This window comes from Amycolatopsis sp. NPDC114484 (assembly GCF_055633755.1).
The window spans coordinates 171,827-187,645 of the sequence record NZ_JBVKDQ010000006.1; the positions used below are offsets into that span (position 1 = coordinate 171,827).

Below are 15,819 nucleotides of genomic sequence, written 5' to 3' on the forward strand. Positions count from 1 at the left end.
GTGCGCCTACCATGGGCGGATGACCGCGAGTGGCTACAACCGCCGGGAGCGTCCCGCCAAGCCCGCGCTGAGCCGCGAAGGCATCGTCGCGGCCGCTCTCGACGTCGTGCGCCGCGAAGGGGCCGAGCGCGTCACCATGCGGCGGCTCGCGAAGGAACTGGACACCGGCCCGGCCTCGCTCTACGTCTACGTCCGCGACACCGACGAACTCCACGCCGCCGTGCTCGACGAACTCCTCGGCGAAGTCCCCACCACCGCCGGCGCCGCCGAAGCCGACTGGCGGAGTCGCTTGTGGACAGTCATGTCCACCTACCGCGACGTCCTGTACGCCCACCCCGGGCTCGCCCGCGTCGCGCTCGTGACCCCGTTGCACGGGCCGAACTACCTCGCCGTCGTCGACACCGTGCTCGGCCTCCTCGCCGAAGCCGGGGTGCCGTCCGGCCCCGCCGCGTGGACAGTCGATCTGCTGCTGCTCGTCGCCACCGCCAGCGCGGTCGAGCACAGCACCCGCAAGGACCGCCCGGACTCCGAACAGCGGCACGACGCGCTCGCCGAAACTGTCCGCGGCCTCTCGCCCGAAACGCATCCGAACATCGTCGCGGCGAGCGGGAATCTGTTCTCCGGCAACGGAGACGCCCGTTCCCGGTGGGCGATCGACGCCCTCCTCAACGGCGCGCGCACGACCCCGCTTCCCGACTGAGTGGTTCAAACCACTGACGGGCCAAGGGTTTCCCACGGGTCCATAATGGACCAGTACGCCGGAATAGCGGCGGTAACGGGCGTAATGTCCGCTTGATCGATCCCCCGCAAATACGACAGTTGATACGTTCCCTCCTTTCGTAGGTGTCCGGAAAATTTCCGCCGATCTACCTTTGCTGTGGTCGGATCCACCTCCCCACCCTTTCCGATTTCTTTTTCTGCATGCCCACAAGGAGTACCAGAATGCAGATCAGAAAAACGTCCGCACTCGTTTCCCTGTTCGCCGCCGCCGGCCTGGCCGCGGCGTTGGGCGCGGCCCCTGCCTCCGCGGCCGCCGCCCAGCACCACCCGCAGCACCTCAAGCACGGCCTCGGGCTGAACGTCGCCGGGCTGAAGGCCGCGCAGTCCAAGATGCACGCCCACGCGAACTCCGCGCTCCCCGTGCACCCGCGCACCACCGCCGAACTGCCCTCCAGCGGCGACCTCACCCAGTACGCCAACACCCCCGGCGACCAGGGCCAGGTCGGCTCGTGCGTCACCTGGGCCACCGGTTACACCGGCTACGGCGTGCTGATGAACGAACAGGGCATCACCGGCGGCCCGATGGCCCCGATGTTCATTTACTCCCAGATCGCCAAGGGCAACGACCAGGGCACCTGGGCGAGCGTCGCGCTGCCGATGGAACAGCAGCAGGGCATCGACACCAAATCCGACTACTGGCAGGGCGATTTCGACTACACGACTCAGCCCGACCAGAACGAAAAGTCGAATGCGGCGCACTACAAGCTGTCCGGCTACACGCAATTGTCGTCCAGCGGCGACGCGGCGCGGTCCGACATCGAGAACGCCATTTCCCAGGGCGAGCCGGTCGCGATCGGGTTCAATGTGCACCAGAGCTTCATGAACCTGGACTCCTCGACCGCGAGCGACTACTCGTACCTGCCCGGCGATTCGAACAGCGACCCGGTCGTCGGCGGGCACGAGGTGACCATCGTGGCCTACAACGACCAGGGCGTGAAGATCGAGAACAGCTGGGGATCCGGCTGGGGCGCAAGCGGTTTCGTGACCGTGCCGTGGTCGTTCTTCAGCACCGGCGACGTCGACGAGGTCAACGCGATGGGCAAGCTCGTCCAGAGCTGACCCGCACCGGAAAAGCCGTGAAGGGCCCCTTGAGGGAATCGGATTCCCTCAAGGGGCCCTTCACGTACTCAGACGTTCAGGCGGAACTCAGACCAGGTCGTACCGGTCGTTGTTCATGACCTTGTGCCACGCGGCGACGAAGTCGCGGACGAACTTCTCCTTGGCGTCGTCGCTGCCGTACACCTCGGCGACGGCGCGCAGTTCGGAGTTCGAGCCGAACACCAGGTCGTTGCGGGTGCCGGTCCACTTGACCTCGCCGGTGGCGAGATCGCGGGCCTCGAAGGACTCCGCGTGCGTGCCCTCGCCGTCGGCGGGCTTCCACTCGGTGCCCATGTCGAGCAGGTTGACGAAGAAGTCGTTCGTCAGCGTGCCCGGCCGGTCGGTCAGCACGCCGGCCGCCGAGTTCTGGTAGTTCGCGCCCAGCACTCGCAGGCCGCCGACCAGCACGGTCATCTCCGGCGCGCTCAGGTTGAGCAGGTTCGCCTTGTCCACCAGCAGGTACTCCGACGGCAGCGGGTTGGCCTTGCCGCGGTAGTTGCGGAACCCGTCGGCCTTCGGCTCGAGCGGCGCGAACGAGTCCGCGTCGGTCTGCTCCTGCGTCGCGTCGGCGCGGCCCGGCGTGAACGGAACGGTGATGTCGACGCCGCCGTCCTTCGCCGCCTTCTCCACCCCAGCCGCGCCGGCCAGCACGATCAGGTCGGCGAGCGAAATCTTCTTGCCGCCGGTCTGCGCGCTGTTGAACGCTTCCTGGACGCCCTCGAGCGTGCGCAGCACCTGAGCCAGCTCGTCCGGCTCGTTGACCTCCCAGCCGCGCTGCGGCTCAAGGCGGATGCGGGCGCCGTTCGCGCCGCCGCGCTTGTCGCTGTGGCGATAGGTCGACGCCGACGCCCACGCGGTGGACACCAGCTGCGCGACCGAAAGACCCGACTCGAGGATCTTCGCCTTGAGGTCCGCGACGTCCGCGTCGTTGACCAGCTCGTGGTCGACGGCCGGGATCGGGTCCTGCCAGATCAGCTCTTCCCGCGGCACCAGCGGGCCGAGGTAGCGCTGGATCGGGCCCATGTCGCGGTGGGTGAGCTTGTACCAGGCGCGGGCGAAGGCGTCCGCGAACTGGTCCGGGTTCTCGTAGAACCGGCGCGAGATGGGCTCGTAGATCGGGTCGAAGCGCAGCGCCAGGTCGGTGGTCAGCATGCTCGGCGCCCGGTTGAGGTCACCGGTCTCCGGGTCCGGCACGGTGTTCGCGGCGGCGTTGTTCTTCGGCTTCCACTGGTGCGCGCCCGCCGGGCTCTTGGTCAGCTCCCACTCGTAGGTGAAGAGGTTGTGGAAGAACCAGTTGCTCCACTTCGTCGGAGTGGGGGTCCAGGTGACCTCCAGCCCGCTCGTGATCGCGTCCCGGCCCTTGCCGCTGCCGAAGCTGTTCTTCCAGCCGAGCCCCATCTGCTCGATCGAGGCGCCTTCCGGCTCGGGGCCCACGTGCACGTCCGCGTCGGCCGCGCCGTGCGTCTTGCCGAAGGTGTGCCCGCCCGCGATCAGCGCGACGGTCTCCTCGTCGTTCATCGCCATCCGGCCGAACGTTTCGCGGATGTCGCGCGCCGCGGCGATCGGGTCCGGGTTGCCGTTCGGGCCTTCCGGGTTCACGTAGATGAGCCCCATCTGGACCGCGGCCAGCGGGTTCTCCAGTTCGCGGTCGCCCTGGTACCGCTCGTCGCCGAGCCAGGTGCGCTCCGGGCCCCAGTAGACGTCCTCGTCCGGCTCCCACACGTCGGCGCGGCCGCCGGCGAAGCCGAAGGTCTTGAAGCCCATCGTCTCGAGCGCGCGGTTGCCCGTGAAGATCATCAGGTCGGCCCACGAGATCTTCTTGCCGTACTTCTTCTTGACCGGCCACAGCAGACGGCGAGCCTTGTCGAGGTTCCCGTTGTCCGGCCAGCTGTTCAGCGGCGCGAACCGCTGCTGCCCGGCACCGGCCCCGCCGCGGCCGTCGTCGATCCGGTAGGTGCCCGCGCTGTGCCAGGCCATCCGGATGAACAGCGGGCCGTAGTTGCCGAAGTCGGCGGGCCACCACTCCTGGGAGTCGGTGAGCACCGCGTCGACGTCGCGGGCGAGCTCGTCGAGGTCGAGGCTCTGGAATTCCTTCGCGTAGTCGAAGCCGTCGCCCATCGGGTCCGCCACGGCGGGATGCTTCCGGAGGATCTTCAGGTTGAGCTGATTCGGCCACCAGTCACGGCTGCTTCCGCCCTCGGTCGGGTGCGCGAAGCGGCCCGTGTGGACCGGGCACCCGCCAGCGGTCTCCTCATTCATCTCGCCGACTTCGGCGTTCGGGGTGTCAGACACGGGAATCCTTCCGGAAATCAGAATCAGTTTGCTGCCGTCGAACAGGCGGGGCATCGGCCCCAGTAGACGACCTCGGCCTCGTCGATGACGAAACCGTGTGCATCGGAAGCGGTCAGGCAAGGTGCTTCCCCGACCGCGCAGTCGACGTCCTCGATGGCACCGCACGAGCGGCACACGACGTGGTGGTGGTTGTCCCCTACCCGGGCCTCGTACCGCGCGACCGAACCGGGCGGCTGGATGCGCCGCAGCAGCCCCGCCTCGGTCAGCGCGCGCAGCACGTCGTAGACGGCCTGGTGGGAAACCTCGCCGAGATCCGCGCGCACCATGCCGATGACGGATTCGGTGTCCGCGTGCGCGTTGGCGTGCACCGCGGAGAGCACGGCCACCCGAGGGCGCGTGATCCGCAACTGCACTCCGCGCAGCAGCTGCTCGAAGTCCGTGGTCGTCGGCATGCCCCGGAGTCTGCCGCATTTTCTGGAATGAATCAAGAATCTGTCACCCACTCCGGTTGTCCTCCTCCTGGCGGTCGCTTGACAGCCCGGAAGGTCTACGGTGAGTAGACCAAAGAGACGTCCGACACATCCGAGGTGACGCCAGAAATGACCGAGGCCGTCGAATCGCCCAGTTCGCACCCGGTCGGGGTCGATATCACGCGAGCGAGCATTGCCCGGGTGTACGACGCCGCGCTGAACGGCACGAACAACTACGAGATCGACCGCAGGGTGCTCGAACAGGTCCGGACCGTGGCCCCCCAGGTGAATGACCTGGCCTGGGCCAACCGCAACTTCCTCATCCGCGCCTGCCGCTTCCTCGCCACCCAGGGCAGGATCACCCAGTACCTCGACTGCGGCTCCGGCCTGCCCACCGCGGAGAACACGCACCAGGTCGTGCAGCGGATCATCCCGGAGGCCCGCGTGCTGTACGTGGACAACGACCCGGTGGTCCTCGCGCACGGGCGCGCGCTGCTCGAGGAGAACGAGAACACCCGCTTCATCGACGCGGACATCTTCAAGCCCGAGCAGATCCTCGGCAACGAGACCGCGCGCGAATTCCTCGACTGGACCAAGCCGATCGCGTTGCTGCACAACGGAACCCTGCACCATTACCTCGGCGACGACTACGCCGAGATGATGCAGACGTACGTGGACGCGCTGCCGTCCGGGTCGTTCGTGGTGATCGCGCACTTCCTCGACCCGAAGACCGAGGAGCACAGCGAGATCGCCCGGCAGATGGAGGAGAAGTTCACGCACAGCCCGATGGGCAGCGGCGTTTTCCGCACCTACGAGGAGATCGGCCGGATGTTCGGCGGGACCGAACTGGTCGACCCGGGCCTGGTGCTGTGCGAGGACTGGTGGCCGGACGGCCCGCGGTACCAGCCGCTGAACAAGGTGCAGGAGTGCATCGCGGGCGGGGTCGGCCGGAAGGCCTGACGCTTCTCGCTTGACTGTCCGTGAAGGGCCCCTTCCGGGAATCTGATTCCCTCAAGGGGCCCTTCACGGATGTTCGACGATGCGGAAATCCAGCTCGGACAACGGCGAATCCGGGTTGAGCGCCACGCCGACCGTGCGCAGGGTGTCGTCGAGGATCGACCAGACCCAGCGGGCGAGCAGCTGGCGCAGATCGTCGCGGTCGATGCCGCGCGGCGCTTCGAGCCAGTGCGCGGTGCTCGATTCGACCAGCCCGACCAGTCCGTAGGCGATGGTCTCGCCGACCCGCTGGTCCGCACCGAACAGGCCGAGGTAGTACTCGAACAGCACGGTCAACTGCCGGGCGATCGCGGTTTTGACGTCCGCGACGACGTCGCGCGGCCCGGTCACCGACTGCCGCATCAGATATTGGTAGAGCTCGCGGTGTTCGGAAAGCCATTCGATATGCGCGCCGATCGTCGCGTGCACCATATCGCGCGGAGTCCCGGAAACTCCCCACAGCGGGGAGAATTGCGCGCCGATCATTTCCGCCGCCCGCAACGCGATAGCGCGCTGCAGATCCGCGGTGTCGGCGAAATGCTTGTAAATGCGCGTGCGAGCGACACCGGCCTCGTCGGCGATCTGCTCGGTGGACACCTCCGGCCCGTATCGGGCGATCGCGCGCATCCCGGCTTCCACGAATTCCCGGCGCCGGCGTTCCCGCTGCCCTGCCCACCGGGTGGCCCGCCCGTCGGGCGGAGTACCTGAGGACGTCATCCGCGCGAGTGTATCGCCGGGTCACATACTGGATACGGCGCTGTACCTGTTACTTTGGGTATAGAGGGATGACTGTCAGTGGTCGGGGTTGCTTCGATGTAGCAGTCGCTTTCACCGCGGCCGTTGCTTTGGTGTGACCCAGATCATGGACCGGGAATGCGTCATCGACACGCGGGGAGCGAGTCGCGTCGATGACGCGAGCGTCGCCCACAAGGGTGGCGTGCAGGGAGGAACACATGGACGGCGAACAGCACCGGCCCGAACTGTCCACCGGTCACCGGGTCACCTACCTGGTCGGCCAGCGCACCGGCAGGCGGCAGCTGTGCAGGCGCGGGGTGGTCACCGGAGCCCCGGTCATCGACAACGCGACGGCGGTCATCTGGGTCCCGGTCCAGGTCGACGGCCAGGCCAGAGACGCGAACCCGCAGTGGATCGCGGCCGACGCGATCATCGACGTGGTGAGCGCGTCATGAGCGCCGAGCAGGCCGTGGCCACCCCGATTTTCGACGGCGTGGTCGCCGAGGCCGGGCTGGACTGGTCCGAAGAGGACGTTCCGGCCGGCGGCAAGGGCGGGACGGACGAGGCCAAGAAGGCGAACTCGGGCAAGTAGGCCGCGGGGGTCGGCTCGCCTTGGCCGGACAGCGCGGCACCGGTTCGCCCCGGCGCGGCACTCCGTTCGACCCACCCCGGTCGGACAGCCCGGCATCAGTTCGCTCCGGCGCGGCACTCGGCTCGCATCGGACAGCACGGCGCCAGTTCTCCCCGACGCGGCACTCCGTTCGACCCACCCCGGTCGGACAGCCCGGCACCAGTTCGCCCTCCCGGCGATCCCGGTCGAGCGGCCTTCCGAGACGCAGACGAGCGTTCCGACTCGCGCGCCCGCGTCCGGGCCGCCCGAGTCGGTCGCGGGCGCGGTTAGGCCAGTTCGGTGTCACCGGTTTGCGAGCGCGATACTGCACTCGTCCGGGTGAACTGCGCGTCGGTGAATGCTGCCCATTTCACCCATCGCCGGACAACGCCCCGCCTGATCCGCCCTGTCGCCTTCGCCCGCGCCGATTGCCCCGTCCCGCCTATCGCCAGATCTTCACTGATTCATCCAGAAGCACGCGAAAAATCAACGACGCGCTTCCTCCAAATACCGCAGCACCGCCGTAACCCGCCGATCAGCACTGTCGTCCGGGGCCAGATCCAGTTTCGCGAAAATGCTGCGAATGTGTTTGTGCACCGCGCCGTCGGTCACCACTAACCGTTCCGCGATCGCGCCGTTTCCCAATCCCTCGGCCATCAGCGCCAGCACGTCCCGTTCCCGCGGGCTGAGCCGTTCCAGTCCGGAATCCGCGCGCGTCCGGGTCAGCAACTGCGCCACCACCTCCGGGTCGATCGCCGTCCCTCCTCCGGCGACCCGGTTCAGCGCTTCCATGAATTCCGTGACCCGCCCGACGCGCTCCTTCAGCAGATACCCGAGCCGCGCGCTGCCGCTGCCCAGCAGGTCGGTCGCGAAGGCCTGCTCGACATACGCCGACAGCACCAGCACCGCCAGCCCCGGACGGCGGCGACGGGCTTCGACAGCCGCGACGATGCCCTCGTCGGTGTGCGTCGGCGGCATCCGGACGTCCACGACCGCGGTGTCCGGCTCGTATTTGTCCACTGCGGCAAGGAAATCGGCCGGGTTGTCAGTGGTCGCGACGACGTCGAGGCCTTCCGCGCGCAACAGCAGCGCGAGTCCTTCGCGCAGCAACGGGTCGTCCTCGGCGATCACAATCCGCATGGCAGGCTCACAGTCAGAGTGGTCGGTCCGCCGGCGGGGCTCGCCAGCGCGAAAGTTCCGTCGAGCGCCTCGATCCGGCGGCGCATCCCGCTGAGTCCCGAGCCGCCGGTTTCCGCAGCGCCGCCGCGGCCGTCGTCGGTGATCCGGAGGCGCAGTACGTCGTCCTGCCGCCGCAACACCACCTCGACGCTGTGTGCGCCGCTGTGCTTGGCGACGTTCGTGAGCGCCTCGGCGACCACGAAGTACACCGAGGCCTCCACCGAAACGGCATACCGGCCAGGAAGGTCGGCGTCGATCGTGCACGGCACCGGACAGTCCGCGGCGAGCGCGGTCAACGCGTCGGCGAGGCTCCGATCAGCCAGTACGGGCGGCAGGATGCTGCGCACCACCGCGCGCAATTCGGCGAGCGCGGACTCAGTGGCGTCCTGTGCGCGGCCGAGGATTTCGTCGACGTCTGCCGAACCCCGAGCGGCAGCCCGGCGAGCCGCGCCGACCAGGACGTTCACCGCGACCAGCCGGTTCTGCGTGCCGTCGTGCAGGGCACGCTCGATGCGACGCAGTTCAGTGGAATGCGCGTCGAGCGCGGCGGCGCGAGTGGCGGCGAGGTGGGCGATCCGCAGCGTGACGTCCGCGTCCGAGCCCGCGGGCAACAGCCGTCGGCCGGGCAGCGCCTGCAGTCGCGCCATCGCGGGCAGCAGCGCGACCGAAAGAAACGCCCACGCGACACCGAGCAGCGACACCGGGAGCGCTTCCGCCAGGCTGCGCACCGGCCAGCCGAGCGATGCCGTCGCGTCGTCCGGCGGCAACAGGTACCAGTAGAGCGGGAAAAGCCCGTCCCGCGCGGTGTTGAGCACGATCGTCAGCGCGATGAAGCCGAGCAGGAGACCTGCGAGTCCGTGCACCGCGACCCACAGCACTTCGCGTTGCACCGTCCGGTCGCGCAAGGCCGCACCGAGCCCTTCGGGGCCCGATCCAAGACTGATGACGTCCGGCTTCATCGCGGTGAGCCGGATCCGTTCCCGGTCGGCGACCGCGTGCACCACACTCAGCATCGGCCGCGCCAGCGGCAATCCGACGCCGAGAAGACACAGCAGCGCGACCGCGACCACGCCGAGCAGCACCAACAGCGCCAGCACCGAGGTACCGATCCCGCCGACGAGGTGTTCCAACGCGTCGAGAGCAGCCCGGACGCGCACGCTCCACGGACGCGGCCGAGGTTCGCCTGCGGTTGCCATCGCACCTCCTACGCCGCCGAACCCTAGCCGAGAAATCCGCCCCGAAGCTGCGGTGAAGCGCGAAAGTACAGCCTGCTGTACCTCGATCCTCCCGCGCACGGGATCGTCTTGGCGAGCCCTGATTCATAGCGTTCCCCACATGACGAAAACACCCGCGCGACAAAGCACCCGGCCACTGCTGTGGGGCGTGCTGGTGCTCAGCGCCGCAACCAACGCCATCACCTCAGCACTCGGCGTCAACCTCGTACTGAGCACCGTTTTCGGCGTCATCACGCTTGCTGCGGGCATCGCACTCATCGCGAACTACCGCACCCGCCGCTAAACTGTCCACAAAGGACTACCTACTATGACCGCACTGCGCGCCAACAGACTCGGTATCGTCTACTTTGGACTCCCGCCAGTACTCGGCACCACGCTCCCCGAAGGCCGGGAGCTGCATGCGCGGGAACTCCGGGCCGTTCAGTAGTAAATCTGCCCAGGTACGCCGCCGCCGACCGCGATGGCGTCCCCGTTGATCGCGACGCTGCGCGGAGACGCCAGGAACGCCACCACGTCCGCCACCTCGGCCGCAGTCACCAACCGTCCGATGCTCACCCCGGCGGCGAGGCCCTTTTCCAGCTCCGCCACCGAAATCCCCCGCATCGCGGCGATCTCGGCGAACTTCTCCGGCGTCCGCTCGGTCACCGTGTAACCGGGGTGCACGACCGTCGCGGTGATGCCCTGGGGCCCCAGTTCGTCGGCGAGATTCTTGGTCATCGCCGCGACCGCGACGTTGCGAATCGAACCGAACGTCGAAGCGGCGATCCGCGCGTTGAGCCCGCTGACGTTCACGATCCGTCCCCAGCCGCGTTCCCGCATCCCCGGCGCGAGCGCGCGAGCGCACCGCAGGTAGCCGAGCACCTTGGTCTCGATCTCGGTGCGCAGGTCTTCGTCGCGCAGGTCGTCGAGCGGCGTCCGGACCCCGCTCGACGCCGGGGCCGCGCAGTTGACCAGGATGTCCGCCGCGCCGAACTCCGCCTTGACCCGCTCCGCCATCGCCGCGACCGCGGCGTCGTCGGCGGTGTCGGCGGGCACCGCGATGACCTTCGTGCCGTGCCTGCCGACGCTTTCCACCGCCTCGGCGAGCGCTTTCGAGTCCCGGGCGACGAGCGCGAGGTCCGCCCCCTCCGCCGCGAGCACCTCGGCAACCGCCAGCCCAATCCCGCGGTTGGCCCCGGTGACGACCGCGCACTTGCCCTGCAAACCGAGATCCACGGCTTCTCCCTAAGCGTTAACGGCGCCGGCGAGGCTTCCCGCGCCCGCCGGGCTTGGGCGTGTTCCGCCGACGAGCCTGCTCGCGCTGCGGCTGCGGCTTCTTCTTCGCCGGTGCCGCCTTGCCGGTCTTCGCCTGCGTTTCCTGCTGTCCGCGGGTGCTGTTCACCGTGCGCCCGCGGACGATGCCGATGAACTGCTCCACCAGGTCGCCGGTCTCGCCCTCCGGCCAGGACAACGCGACGCGCGACTGCAAAGCGTCCGCGACCGGCCGGTAAGTGAGGTCACGACGATGGTGCAGCCGAGCCAGCGACTGCGGCACCAGCACCACGCCGACCCCCGCCGCCACCAGCTCGATCGCGTCGCTGGTCGTCTCCGGCCGCTCCAGCGCAGGCTTGCCGGGCAGCTCGTCCCAGCCGAGCGAGTCGTCGAGAGGATGCAGCACGAGCTCGTCCGCGAGGTCCGCGATGGACACCTCGTCAGCCGCCGCGACCAGGTGCTCCTTGGGGACGATGACCACCGTGGTCTCGGTGTAGAGCGGGATCGCGTGCAGACCTTCACGGTCCTCGGACAGCCGCAGCAACGCCGCGTCCGCCCGCCCTTCGCGGACCACGTCGGCGGCCTCGGCGGCGGTGACCGCGACCAGGTCAAGCGGCACTTCGGGATTGCGTTCGCCCCAGATCCGGACCCACTTCGCGGGGGTCGCACCCGGAACGTAGGCGAGCCGGAACGCCGAGGCCTGGTCGGCTCCTGTCACGTGGCAAGGCTACCGGCGCGGGGTGCCGGTTACGCTGATGGGCATGACGGCGCAGAAGACCCCCCAGACCATGAAGCCGGCGACGGCAGCGAAGAAGCTGGGCGTCTACCTCGAAGCCACCCCCGCAGAGTTCCGCGCGGGCGCCGTCTCGCGCGACGAGCTGAACGCCCTGCAGACCGACCCGCCAGAATGGCTGCGCGACCTGCGCCGCAACGGCCCGCACCCGCGCCCGGTGGTAGCGGCGAAACTGGGAGTCTCCATCGGCGGCCTCGCCCGGGGCGGCATCACCGAGGCCCTGACGACGGACCAGATCGAGGCCCTGAAAGCCGACAACCCCGCCTGGCTGCAACACGAACGCGAAACCCAGGCTGAAGTCCGCCGGGAAGCCGCCCGGGTGAACGCGGAAAAGACCGACTAGCCGTCCACTTCGGACGTTCCACGCAACGAGAAATCCGTCAGGGAAAACTTCACAGACACGGACTCCTCCGGGCCCTTCACAACCGACGACGGTGCGTGAGGGGCCCCTTCACGTACCCGGATCCCCTCAGCAGGCCCTCCACGACCCACGACGATCCGTGAGGGCCCCCTTCACGGACTTAGATTCCCTCAAGGGTCCCTTCACAGCCCTCACCCAACCGCACCCCGCACACCCAACCACCGAGACATCCACACCACCGCAGCCCGCGCACCCAACTCCCCACTACACCCACGCCACCGCCACCAACGCACCCAACCAACGAGGCACCCACACCACCCCCGCACCCCGATACGAAGCCAAAATGCGGTCTGAGGGTGCTTGTCAAGGCATCTTTCCCGCCTTGACAAGCACCCTCAGACCGTCATCACAATCAAGCTTCGGGGTGCCCCACGCAAACAACGAGGAGCAATGTCGCCCCCAGGCGACGAGCCCAACTCACAACCACCCCCGATCATCAGCAACCCGAACCGCCCCCATCCGATTCCGAGCCCCGGTCTTAGCAATAGCCCCCGACAAATAATTCCGCACCGTCCCCTCGGACAAATACAAACTCCCCGCGATCTCCGCCACCGACCCCCCGCCCCGAGCCGCGATCAGCACATCCCTCTCCCGAGCAGTCAACGGCGATTCCCCCGCCGCCAAAGTCGCCACCGCCAACGCCGGATCCACCACCCTCTCCCCCCGCATCACCCTCCGAATCGCATCCCCCAACGCCTCCGCAGGCGCGTCCTTAACCACAAACCCCACCGCCCCAGCCTCCATCGCCCGCCGCAAATACCCAGCCCGCCCGAACGTCGTCAACACCACCACCCGACACCCCGGCACCTGCTCAGCCAAAACCGCAGCCGCAGCCAACCCGTCCAGCCCAGGCATCTCGATATCCAGCAACGCCACATCCGGCAGCTGCTCCAGCGCAGCCCCCACTACCTCATCCCCCCGCCCCACCTGAGCGACCACCTCGAAATCGTCCTCAAGATCGAGCAAGGTACTCAACGCCTGCCGCACCAACGCCTGATCATCAGCGAGCAACAACCGAATAGTCACGCTTCCCCCACCGTCACCCGCAACCGCCACCCCCGAGGCCGAACCGGCCCCGCCTCCATCCGCCCGCCAGCGGCGACCACCCGGTCCCGCAGCCCGGACAGTCCGTTCCCGGAATCCGCCAAAGAACCAACACCATCGTCACGGACTTCCACGGAATCCCCCGAAACAATCACCGCACAAGCAGCAGCCCGAGAATGCCGCACCACATTAGTCAGCCCCTCCCGAACCACCCACCCGAACAATTCCTGATGCGGCCCATCCACCGCAGCAGGAAACTCCGCACTAATCCCCGCCGCCCGCAACAATTCCCGCCCACGCGCAAGCTCCCCGGCAAGAGTGACATCCCGATACCCGGAAACCGCGGCCCGAACATCCGCGAGAGCCTGCCGAGACAACTGCTCGACCTCGCCAATCTCCTCGACCGCTCGCTCGTCCCCCTTAGCCGCGAGCCGCCGGGCGAGATTGCTCTTCACCGTGATCGCGGTAAGCGAATGCCCAAGCAGATCATGCAAATCCCGGGATATCCGCGACCGCTCCGCATCAGCGGCCAACCGCTCCACTTCCGCCCGCGCCTGCACCAACGCCCGATTCGCCCGCAGCGCCTCCGCGAACGCGACGACCACCAACACGGTGAACACCAACGCCGCCGCCTGCGCCCAACCCGGATCGGTGTGCCAGACCACCCACGGCACCACCACAGTCACCGCGGCGGCGACCGGCACGATGACCACGCCCCAGCGCGGCAACCGCGGAACAGCGAGCGACACCACCATCGCGAGCAAATAGAACGCGTTCTCGCGAGCGATCGGCAGCACGACGCCGAACAGCGCCGTCAGCACGCCGGTCAGGGCCCAGAAAACCCCGCTCCGGAAGGCATAAGCCGCGACTGCCGCCCCGATATAGCAGGCACAGAACGCCAGCAGCGCCACCACCGCCACCGGCTGGTCCGCAGTTTGGGCGAGAACGATCAGCGGGTACACCAGGAGGCCGGCGTCCAGCACGAGCCGGCGCCAGCCCAGTACCCAGCGTTGCGCGTCGGAATCGGGGCCGCGGTCCACGTCCGGCACGCTACTCGGAGAACAGCGAGCGCACGTGCCGTCCGTTGACCAGGACGACCACCGCCAGCAGCAGCAATCCGCAGACGCCCTGCTCGACCCGGACCCACAGCGGCAGGAAACCCGGGATAGACACGATGACGATGATCGCGACCGTCATCACCGCCGAGACGATCCGGAGCCGCAGCAGCCCTCGTTTCGACCCGCGGGCCGTGCTTCTGGCGAATAGGAACGTGAGCAGCGCACTGGCGGCCACGATCGTCGCGCGAACCCAGACGACGTCGGTGACCATGGCCGGGTCGTCGCGGAGGAGGAAGATCGCGCCGAGGGTGAGCACGCTCAGCGCCAGGTAAGCCCCGGTGAGGACGCGGACCGCCCGGACTGCCGGGTCGGTGCGAGGTTGATCGGAAACCGTTGCGGGACGGGAGTTCATGACTGTCCTTTCCGGACCCTTGTTCGGCCCGGCGGATCCGGAACCGCTTGCCCGTCCCATGGTGGGCGGACGGGCAAGCGAGCCGTAGTGTCACCGCGCATCGGTGCGCGATGACATTTGTCAGAACCCGGTCATCCGCGACGTCAGCGGGCGGCGTTGAGCTTCGGCCCGATCGCCGCGCCGACGACCACGAGCACCCCGCCGGCGACCAGCAGGTACGCGCCGAGGCCGATCAGCGACAGGTCCTCGTAGAACATCGCGATGATGCCCGCGATGTGGAAGATCAGCAGGACAGTGGCCCGGCCCGCGAAGACGGTGCGGTACCACCAGAAGTTCGGCGGAGTCAGCTCGCGGCTGCGGATCCCGCTCAGCCAGTAGGCGGATTTCTTGGTGCGCAGCGCGCCGAGCACCCACGGGAGGGTGGCGCCCAGTGTCGCGGCGATCAGGATGAAGGCGAGGAACCGCACGTACATCGAGGAGAAGCCGTCGGAGCTGGACGGGATCTTGCTGAAGGCGTCGATGAAGGTGACGGAGGCGCTTTGGGAGCCACTGGTGAAGGTGACCCAGGGGAGGAAAAGGGCGACGATCTCGAGGATGCCGCCGAGCGCTACCGGAATGGCGCCGAGACCGGGGCCGGTGAGGGGGCGGCCTTGAGCCGGGTAGCCCTGGTCGGGCTGGGGCGCGGAGTAACCGGCGCCTGGCTGCCGCGGCTGGGCGGGGTAGCCCGGCTGTTGTGCTGGATAACCCTGCTGACCGGGGTAGGCGGCTTGGCCCGGGTACGGCTGGCCGGGTTGCGACTGACCGGATTGGGACTGGCCCGGTTGCGGCTGGCCGGGTTGGGGCTGGGCCGGTTGCGGCTGGCCGGGTTGGGACTGGCCCGGTTGCGGTTGGCCCGGCTGGAACTGACCGGATTGGGGCTGGCCCGGTTGCGGCTGACCTTGCTGGGGCTGGCCCGGCTGGAACTGACCGGGTTGTGGCTGGCCCGGGAACTGGCCTTGGCCCGGCTGCCCGGACTGTCCAGGGTAGGAGCCCGGCGCGGGCTGGCCTGGGTACTGGCCCGGCTGCGCAGGCTGCCCATACTGCGGAGACTGCCCGGCCTGGCCGGGGTAAGTGCCCGGTGCGGACTGGCCTGGATACTGCCCCGCTCCCGGCTGCGCGGGTTGTTGCGGATAACCGGCACCCGGCGGAGGCGCCTGCCATCCCGGCGGGACCGCACCCGGCTCCTGCGGCGTGCCCGGCTGCTCCTGTGGACCCCCTGAGGTACTCATGGCCGCCGATGGTAACTGCCGCGCCGACGCGGTGAACGGCGAAATTCCGGCTCGGTCATGACAAGTCCGCACAACGGGACCGGGCGGCTCCCCTGGCGTCGCATTGCAAGGCCGCTGACCAGGCCAATCACCGAAACCCCGCCCGGCGGAACCAGGCGGCCGGACCGTCGGGCGGAG

At 68.4% G+C, this 15,819-nt stretch carries 19 protein-coding genes; 8 read left to right on the forward strand and 11 right to left on the reverse strand.

Annotated features, from left to right (window positions below):
* Window positions 1–19: 19 nt before the first annotated feature.
* A complete protein-coding gene (locus ACZ7SW_RS17570) occupies window positions 20–700 on the forward strand; it encodes a TetR/AcrR family transcriptional regulator (RefSeq protein ID WP_470231451.1) in 681 nt (226 codons plus the stop codon).
* A gap of 242 nt (window positions 701–942) precedes the next feature.
* Window positions 943–1,839, forward strand: coding sequence for a C1 family peptidase (locus tag ACZ7SW_RS17575; protein ID WP_470231452.1), 897 nt, complete (start codon window positions 943–945; stop codon window positions 1,837–1,839).
* A gap of 87 nt (window positions 1,840–1,926) precedes the next feature.
* Here ACZ7SW_RS17575 and katG read toward each other — a convergent pair whose 3' ends face one another.
* Both katG and ACZ7SW_RS17585 read right to left on the reverse strand, forming a co-directional pair.
* The gene (katG, locus tag ACZ7SW_RS17580; protein WP_470231453.1) at window positions 1,927–4,170 is read right to left on the reverse strand and encodes a catalase/peroxidase HPI; all 2,244 of its coding nucleotides are present in this window, start codon (window positions 4,168–4,170) and stop codon (window positions 1,927–1,929) included.
* A 23-nt stretch (window positions 4,171–4,193) separates the two neighbouring features.
* On the reverse strand, window positions 4,194–4,622 hold the full coding sequence (locus ACZ7SW_RS17585) for a Fur family transcriptional regulator (RefSeq protein WP_470231454.1): 429 nt from the start codon (window positions 4,620–4,622) through the stop codon (window positions 4,194–4,196).
* A gap of 147 nt (window positions 4,623–4,769) precedes the next feature.
* Here ACZ7SW_RS17585 and ACZ7SW_RS17590 point away from each other — a divergent pair, with 147 nt between their 5' ends.
* On the forward strand, window positions 4,770–5,600 hold the full coding sequence (locus ACZ7SW_RS17590; protein ID WP_470231455.1) for an SAM-dependent methyltransferase: 831 nt from the start codon (window positions 4,770–4,772) through the stop codon (window positions 5,598–5,600).
* A gap of 63 nt (window positions 5,601–5,663) precedes the next feature.
* Here ACZ7SW_RS17590 and ACZ7SW_RS17595 read toward each other — a convergent pair whose 3' ends face one another.
* Window positions 5,664–6,353, reverse strand: coding sequence for a TetR/AcrR family transcriptional regulator (locus ACZ7SW_RS17595; protein ID WP_470231456.1), 690 nt, complete (start codon window positions 6,351–6,353; stop codon window positions 5,664–5,666).
* Between the two features lie 236 nt (window positions 6,354–6,589).
* Between ACZ7SW_RS17595 and ACZ7SW_RS17600 the strand changes: the two genes are divergently transcribed.
* A complete protein-coding gene (locus ACZ7SW_RS17600) occupies window positions 6,590–6,826 on the forward strand; it encodes a hypothetical protein (protein ID WP_470231457.1) in 237 nt (78 codons plus the stop codon).
* A complete protein-coding gene (locus tag ACZ7SW_RS17605; protein WP_470231458.1) occupies window positions 6,823–6,963 on the forward strand; it encodes a hypothetical protein in 141 nt (46 codons plus the stop codon). Before ACZ7SW_RS17600 ends, ACZ7SW_RS17605 begins: the two co-directional genes overlap by 4 nt.
* 504 nt (window positions 6,964–7,467) lie before the next feature.
* On the opposite strand, the gene ACZ7SW_RS17610 is transcribed toward ACZ7SW_RS17605, so the two are convergent.
* Window positions 7,468–8,121: a response regulator gene (locus tag ACZ7SW_RS17610; RefSeq protein WP_470231459.1), complete on the reverse strand. Its 654-nt coding sequence runs from the start codon at window positions 8,119–8,121 to the stop codon at window positions 7,468–7,470.
* Entirely contained in the window at window positions 8,109–9,356 is a 1,248-nt protein-coding gene (locus tag ACZ7SW_RS17615; protein ID WP_470231460.1) for a sensor histidine kinase, read from the reverse strand. The genes ACZ7SW_RS17610 and ACZ7SW_RS17615 overlap by 13 nt, the downstream gene beginning before the upstream one ends.
* A gap of 139 nt (window positions 9,357–9,495) precedes the next feature.
* Here ACZ7SW_RS17615 and ACZ7SW_RS17620 point away from each other — a divergent pair, with 139 nt between their 5' ends.
* Window positions 9,496–9,678, forward strand: coding sequence for a hypothetical protein (locus ACZ7SW_RS17620; RefSeq protein ID WP_470231461.1), 183 nt, complete (start codon window positions 9,496–9,498; stop codon window positions 9,676–9,678).
* Between the two features lie 137 nt (window positions 9,679–9,815).
* Here ACZ7SW_RS17620 and ACZ7SW_RS17625 read toward each other — a convergent pair whose 3' ends face one another.
* Window positions 9,816–10,610: an SDR family NAD(P)-dependent oxidoreductase gene (locus ACZ7SW_RS17625; RefSeq protein ID WP_470231462.1), complete on the reverse strand. Its 795-nt coding sequence runs from the start codon at window positions 10,608–10,610 to the stop codon at window positions 9,816–9,818.
* 16 nt (window positions 10,611–10,626) lie between these two features.
* The gene (locus tag ACZ7SW_RS17630; RefSeq protein ID WP_470231463.1) at window positions 10,627–11,364 is read right to left on the reverse strand and encodes a LysR substrate-binding domain-containing protein; all 738 of its coding nucleotides are present in this window, start codon (window positions 11,362–11,364) and stop codon (window positions 10,627–10,629) included.
* A gap of 43 nt (window positions 11,365–11,407) precedes the next feature.
* On the opposite strand from ACZ7SW_RS17630, the gene ACZ7SW_RS17635 reads away from it, so the two are divergent.
* A complete protein-coding gene (locus ACZ7SW_RS17635) occupies window positions 11,408–11,782 on the forward strand; it encodes a DUF5997 family protein (RefSeq protein WP_470231464.1) in 375 nt (124 codons plus the stop codon).
* A gap of 495 nt (window positions 11,783–12,277) precedes the next feature.
* Here the strand turns inward: ACZ7SW_RS17635 and ACZ7SW_RS17640 are convergent, their stop codons facing one another.
* The 4 genes from ACZ7SW_RS17640 to ACZ7SW_RS17655 form a co-directional block, all read right to left on the reverse strand.
* Window positions 12,278–12,886: a response regulator gene (locus tag ACZ7SW_RS17640; RefSeq protein WP_470231465.1), complete on the reverse strand. Its 609-nt coding sequence runs from the start codon at window positions 12,884–12,886 to the stop codon at window positions 12,278–12,280.
* Window positions 12,883–13,944 (reverse strand): sensor histidine kinase, encoded by a 1,062-nt coding sequence (locus tag ACZ7SW_RS17645; RefSeq protein WP_470231466.1) that lies wholly within the window; start codon window positions 13,942–13,944, stop codon window positions 12,883–12,885. The genes ACZ7SW_RS17640 and ACZ7SW_RS17645 overlap by 4 nt, the downstream gene beginning before the upstream one ends.
* A 10-nt stretch (window positions 13,945–13,954) precedes the next feature.
* Window positions 13,955–14,374, reverse strand: coding sequence for a hypothetical protein (locus ACZ7SW_RS17650; RefSeq protein WP_470231467.1), 420 nt, complete (start codon window positions 14,372–14,374; stop codon window positions 13,955–13,957).
* Window positions 14,375–14,517: 143 nt separating this feature from the next.
* A complete protein-coding gene (locus tag ACZ7SW_RS17655) occupies window positions 14,518–14,847 on the reverse strand; it encodes a hypothetical protein (RefSeq protein ID WP_470231468.1) in 330 nt (109 codons plus the stop codon).
* A 177-nt stretch (window positions 14,848–15,024) separates the two neighbouring features.
* Here ACZ7SW_RS17655 and ACZ7SW_RS17660 point away from each other — a divergent pair, with 177 nt between their 5' ends.
* On the forward strand, window positions 15,025–15,633 hold the full coding sequence (locus ACZ7SW_RS17660; protein WP_470231469.1) for a hypothetical protein: 609 nt from the start codon (window positions 15,025–15,027) through the stop codon (window positions 15,631–15,633).
* Window positions 15,634–15,819 lie beyond the last annotated feature (186 nt).

Bases quoted from the DNA above. Each gene is read 5' to 3' on its own strand.
- ACZ7SW_RS17585 (WP_470231454.1), bottom strand. From the start codon at position 4,622: ATGCCGACGACCACGGACTTCGAGCAGCTGCTGCGCGGAGTGCAGTTG.
- ACZ7SW_RS17570 (WP_470231451.1), top strand. From the start codon at position 20: ATGACCGCGAGTGGCTACAACCGCCGGGAGCGTCCCGCCAAGCCCGCG.
- ACZ7SW_RS17635 (WP_470231464.1), top strand. From the start codon at position 11,408: ATGACGGCGCAGAAGACCCCCCAGACCATGAAGCCGGCGACGGCAGCG.
- ACZ7SW_RS17620 (WP_470231461.1), top strand. From the start codon at position 9,496: ATGACGAAAACACCCGCGCGACAAAGCACCCGGCCACTGCTGTGGGGC.
- ACZ7SW_RS17615 (WP_470231460.1), bottom strand. From the start codon at position 9,356: ATGGCAACCGCAGGCGAACCTCGGCCGCGTCCGTGGAGCGTGCGCGTC.
- ACZ7SW_RS17655 (WP_470231468.1), bottom strand. From the start codon at position 14,847: ATGTACGTGCGGTTCCTCGCCTTCATCCTGATCGCCGCGACACTGGGC.
- ACZ7SW_RS17650 (WP_470231467.1), bottom strand. From the start codon at position 14,374: ATGAACTCCCGTCCCGCAACGGTTTCCGATCAACCTCGCACCGACCCG.
- ACZ7SW_RS17595 (WP_470231456.1), bottom strand. From the start codon at position 6,353: ATGACGTCCTCAGGTACTCCGCCCGACGGGCGGGCCACCCGGTGGGCA.
- ACZ7SW_RS17600 (WP_470231457.1), top strand. From the start codon at position 6,590: ATGGACGGCGAACAGCACCGGCCCGAACTGTCCACCGGTCACCGGGTC.
- ACZ7SW_RS17605 (WP_470231458.1), top strand. From the start codon at position 6,823: ATGAGCGCCGAGCAGGCCGTGGCCACCCCGATTTTCGACGGCGTGGTC.
- ACZ7SW_RS17610 (WP_470231459.1), bottom strand. From the start codon at position 8,121: ATGCGGATTGTGATCGCCGAGGACGACCCGTTGCTGCGCGAAGGACTC.
- ACZ7SW_RS17590 (WP_470231455.1), top strand. From the start codon at position 4,770: ATGACCGAGGCCGTCGAATCGCCCAGTTCGCACCCGGTCGGGGTCGAT.
- ACZ7SW_RS17575 (WP_470231452.1), top strand. From the start codon at position 943: ATGCAGATCAGAAAAACGTCCGCACTCGTTTCCCTGTTCGCCGCCGCC.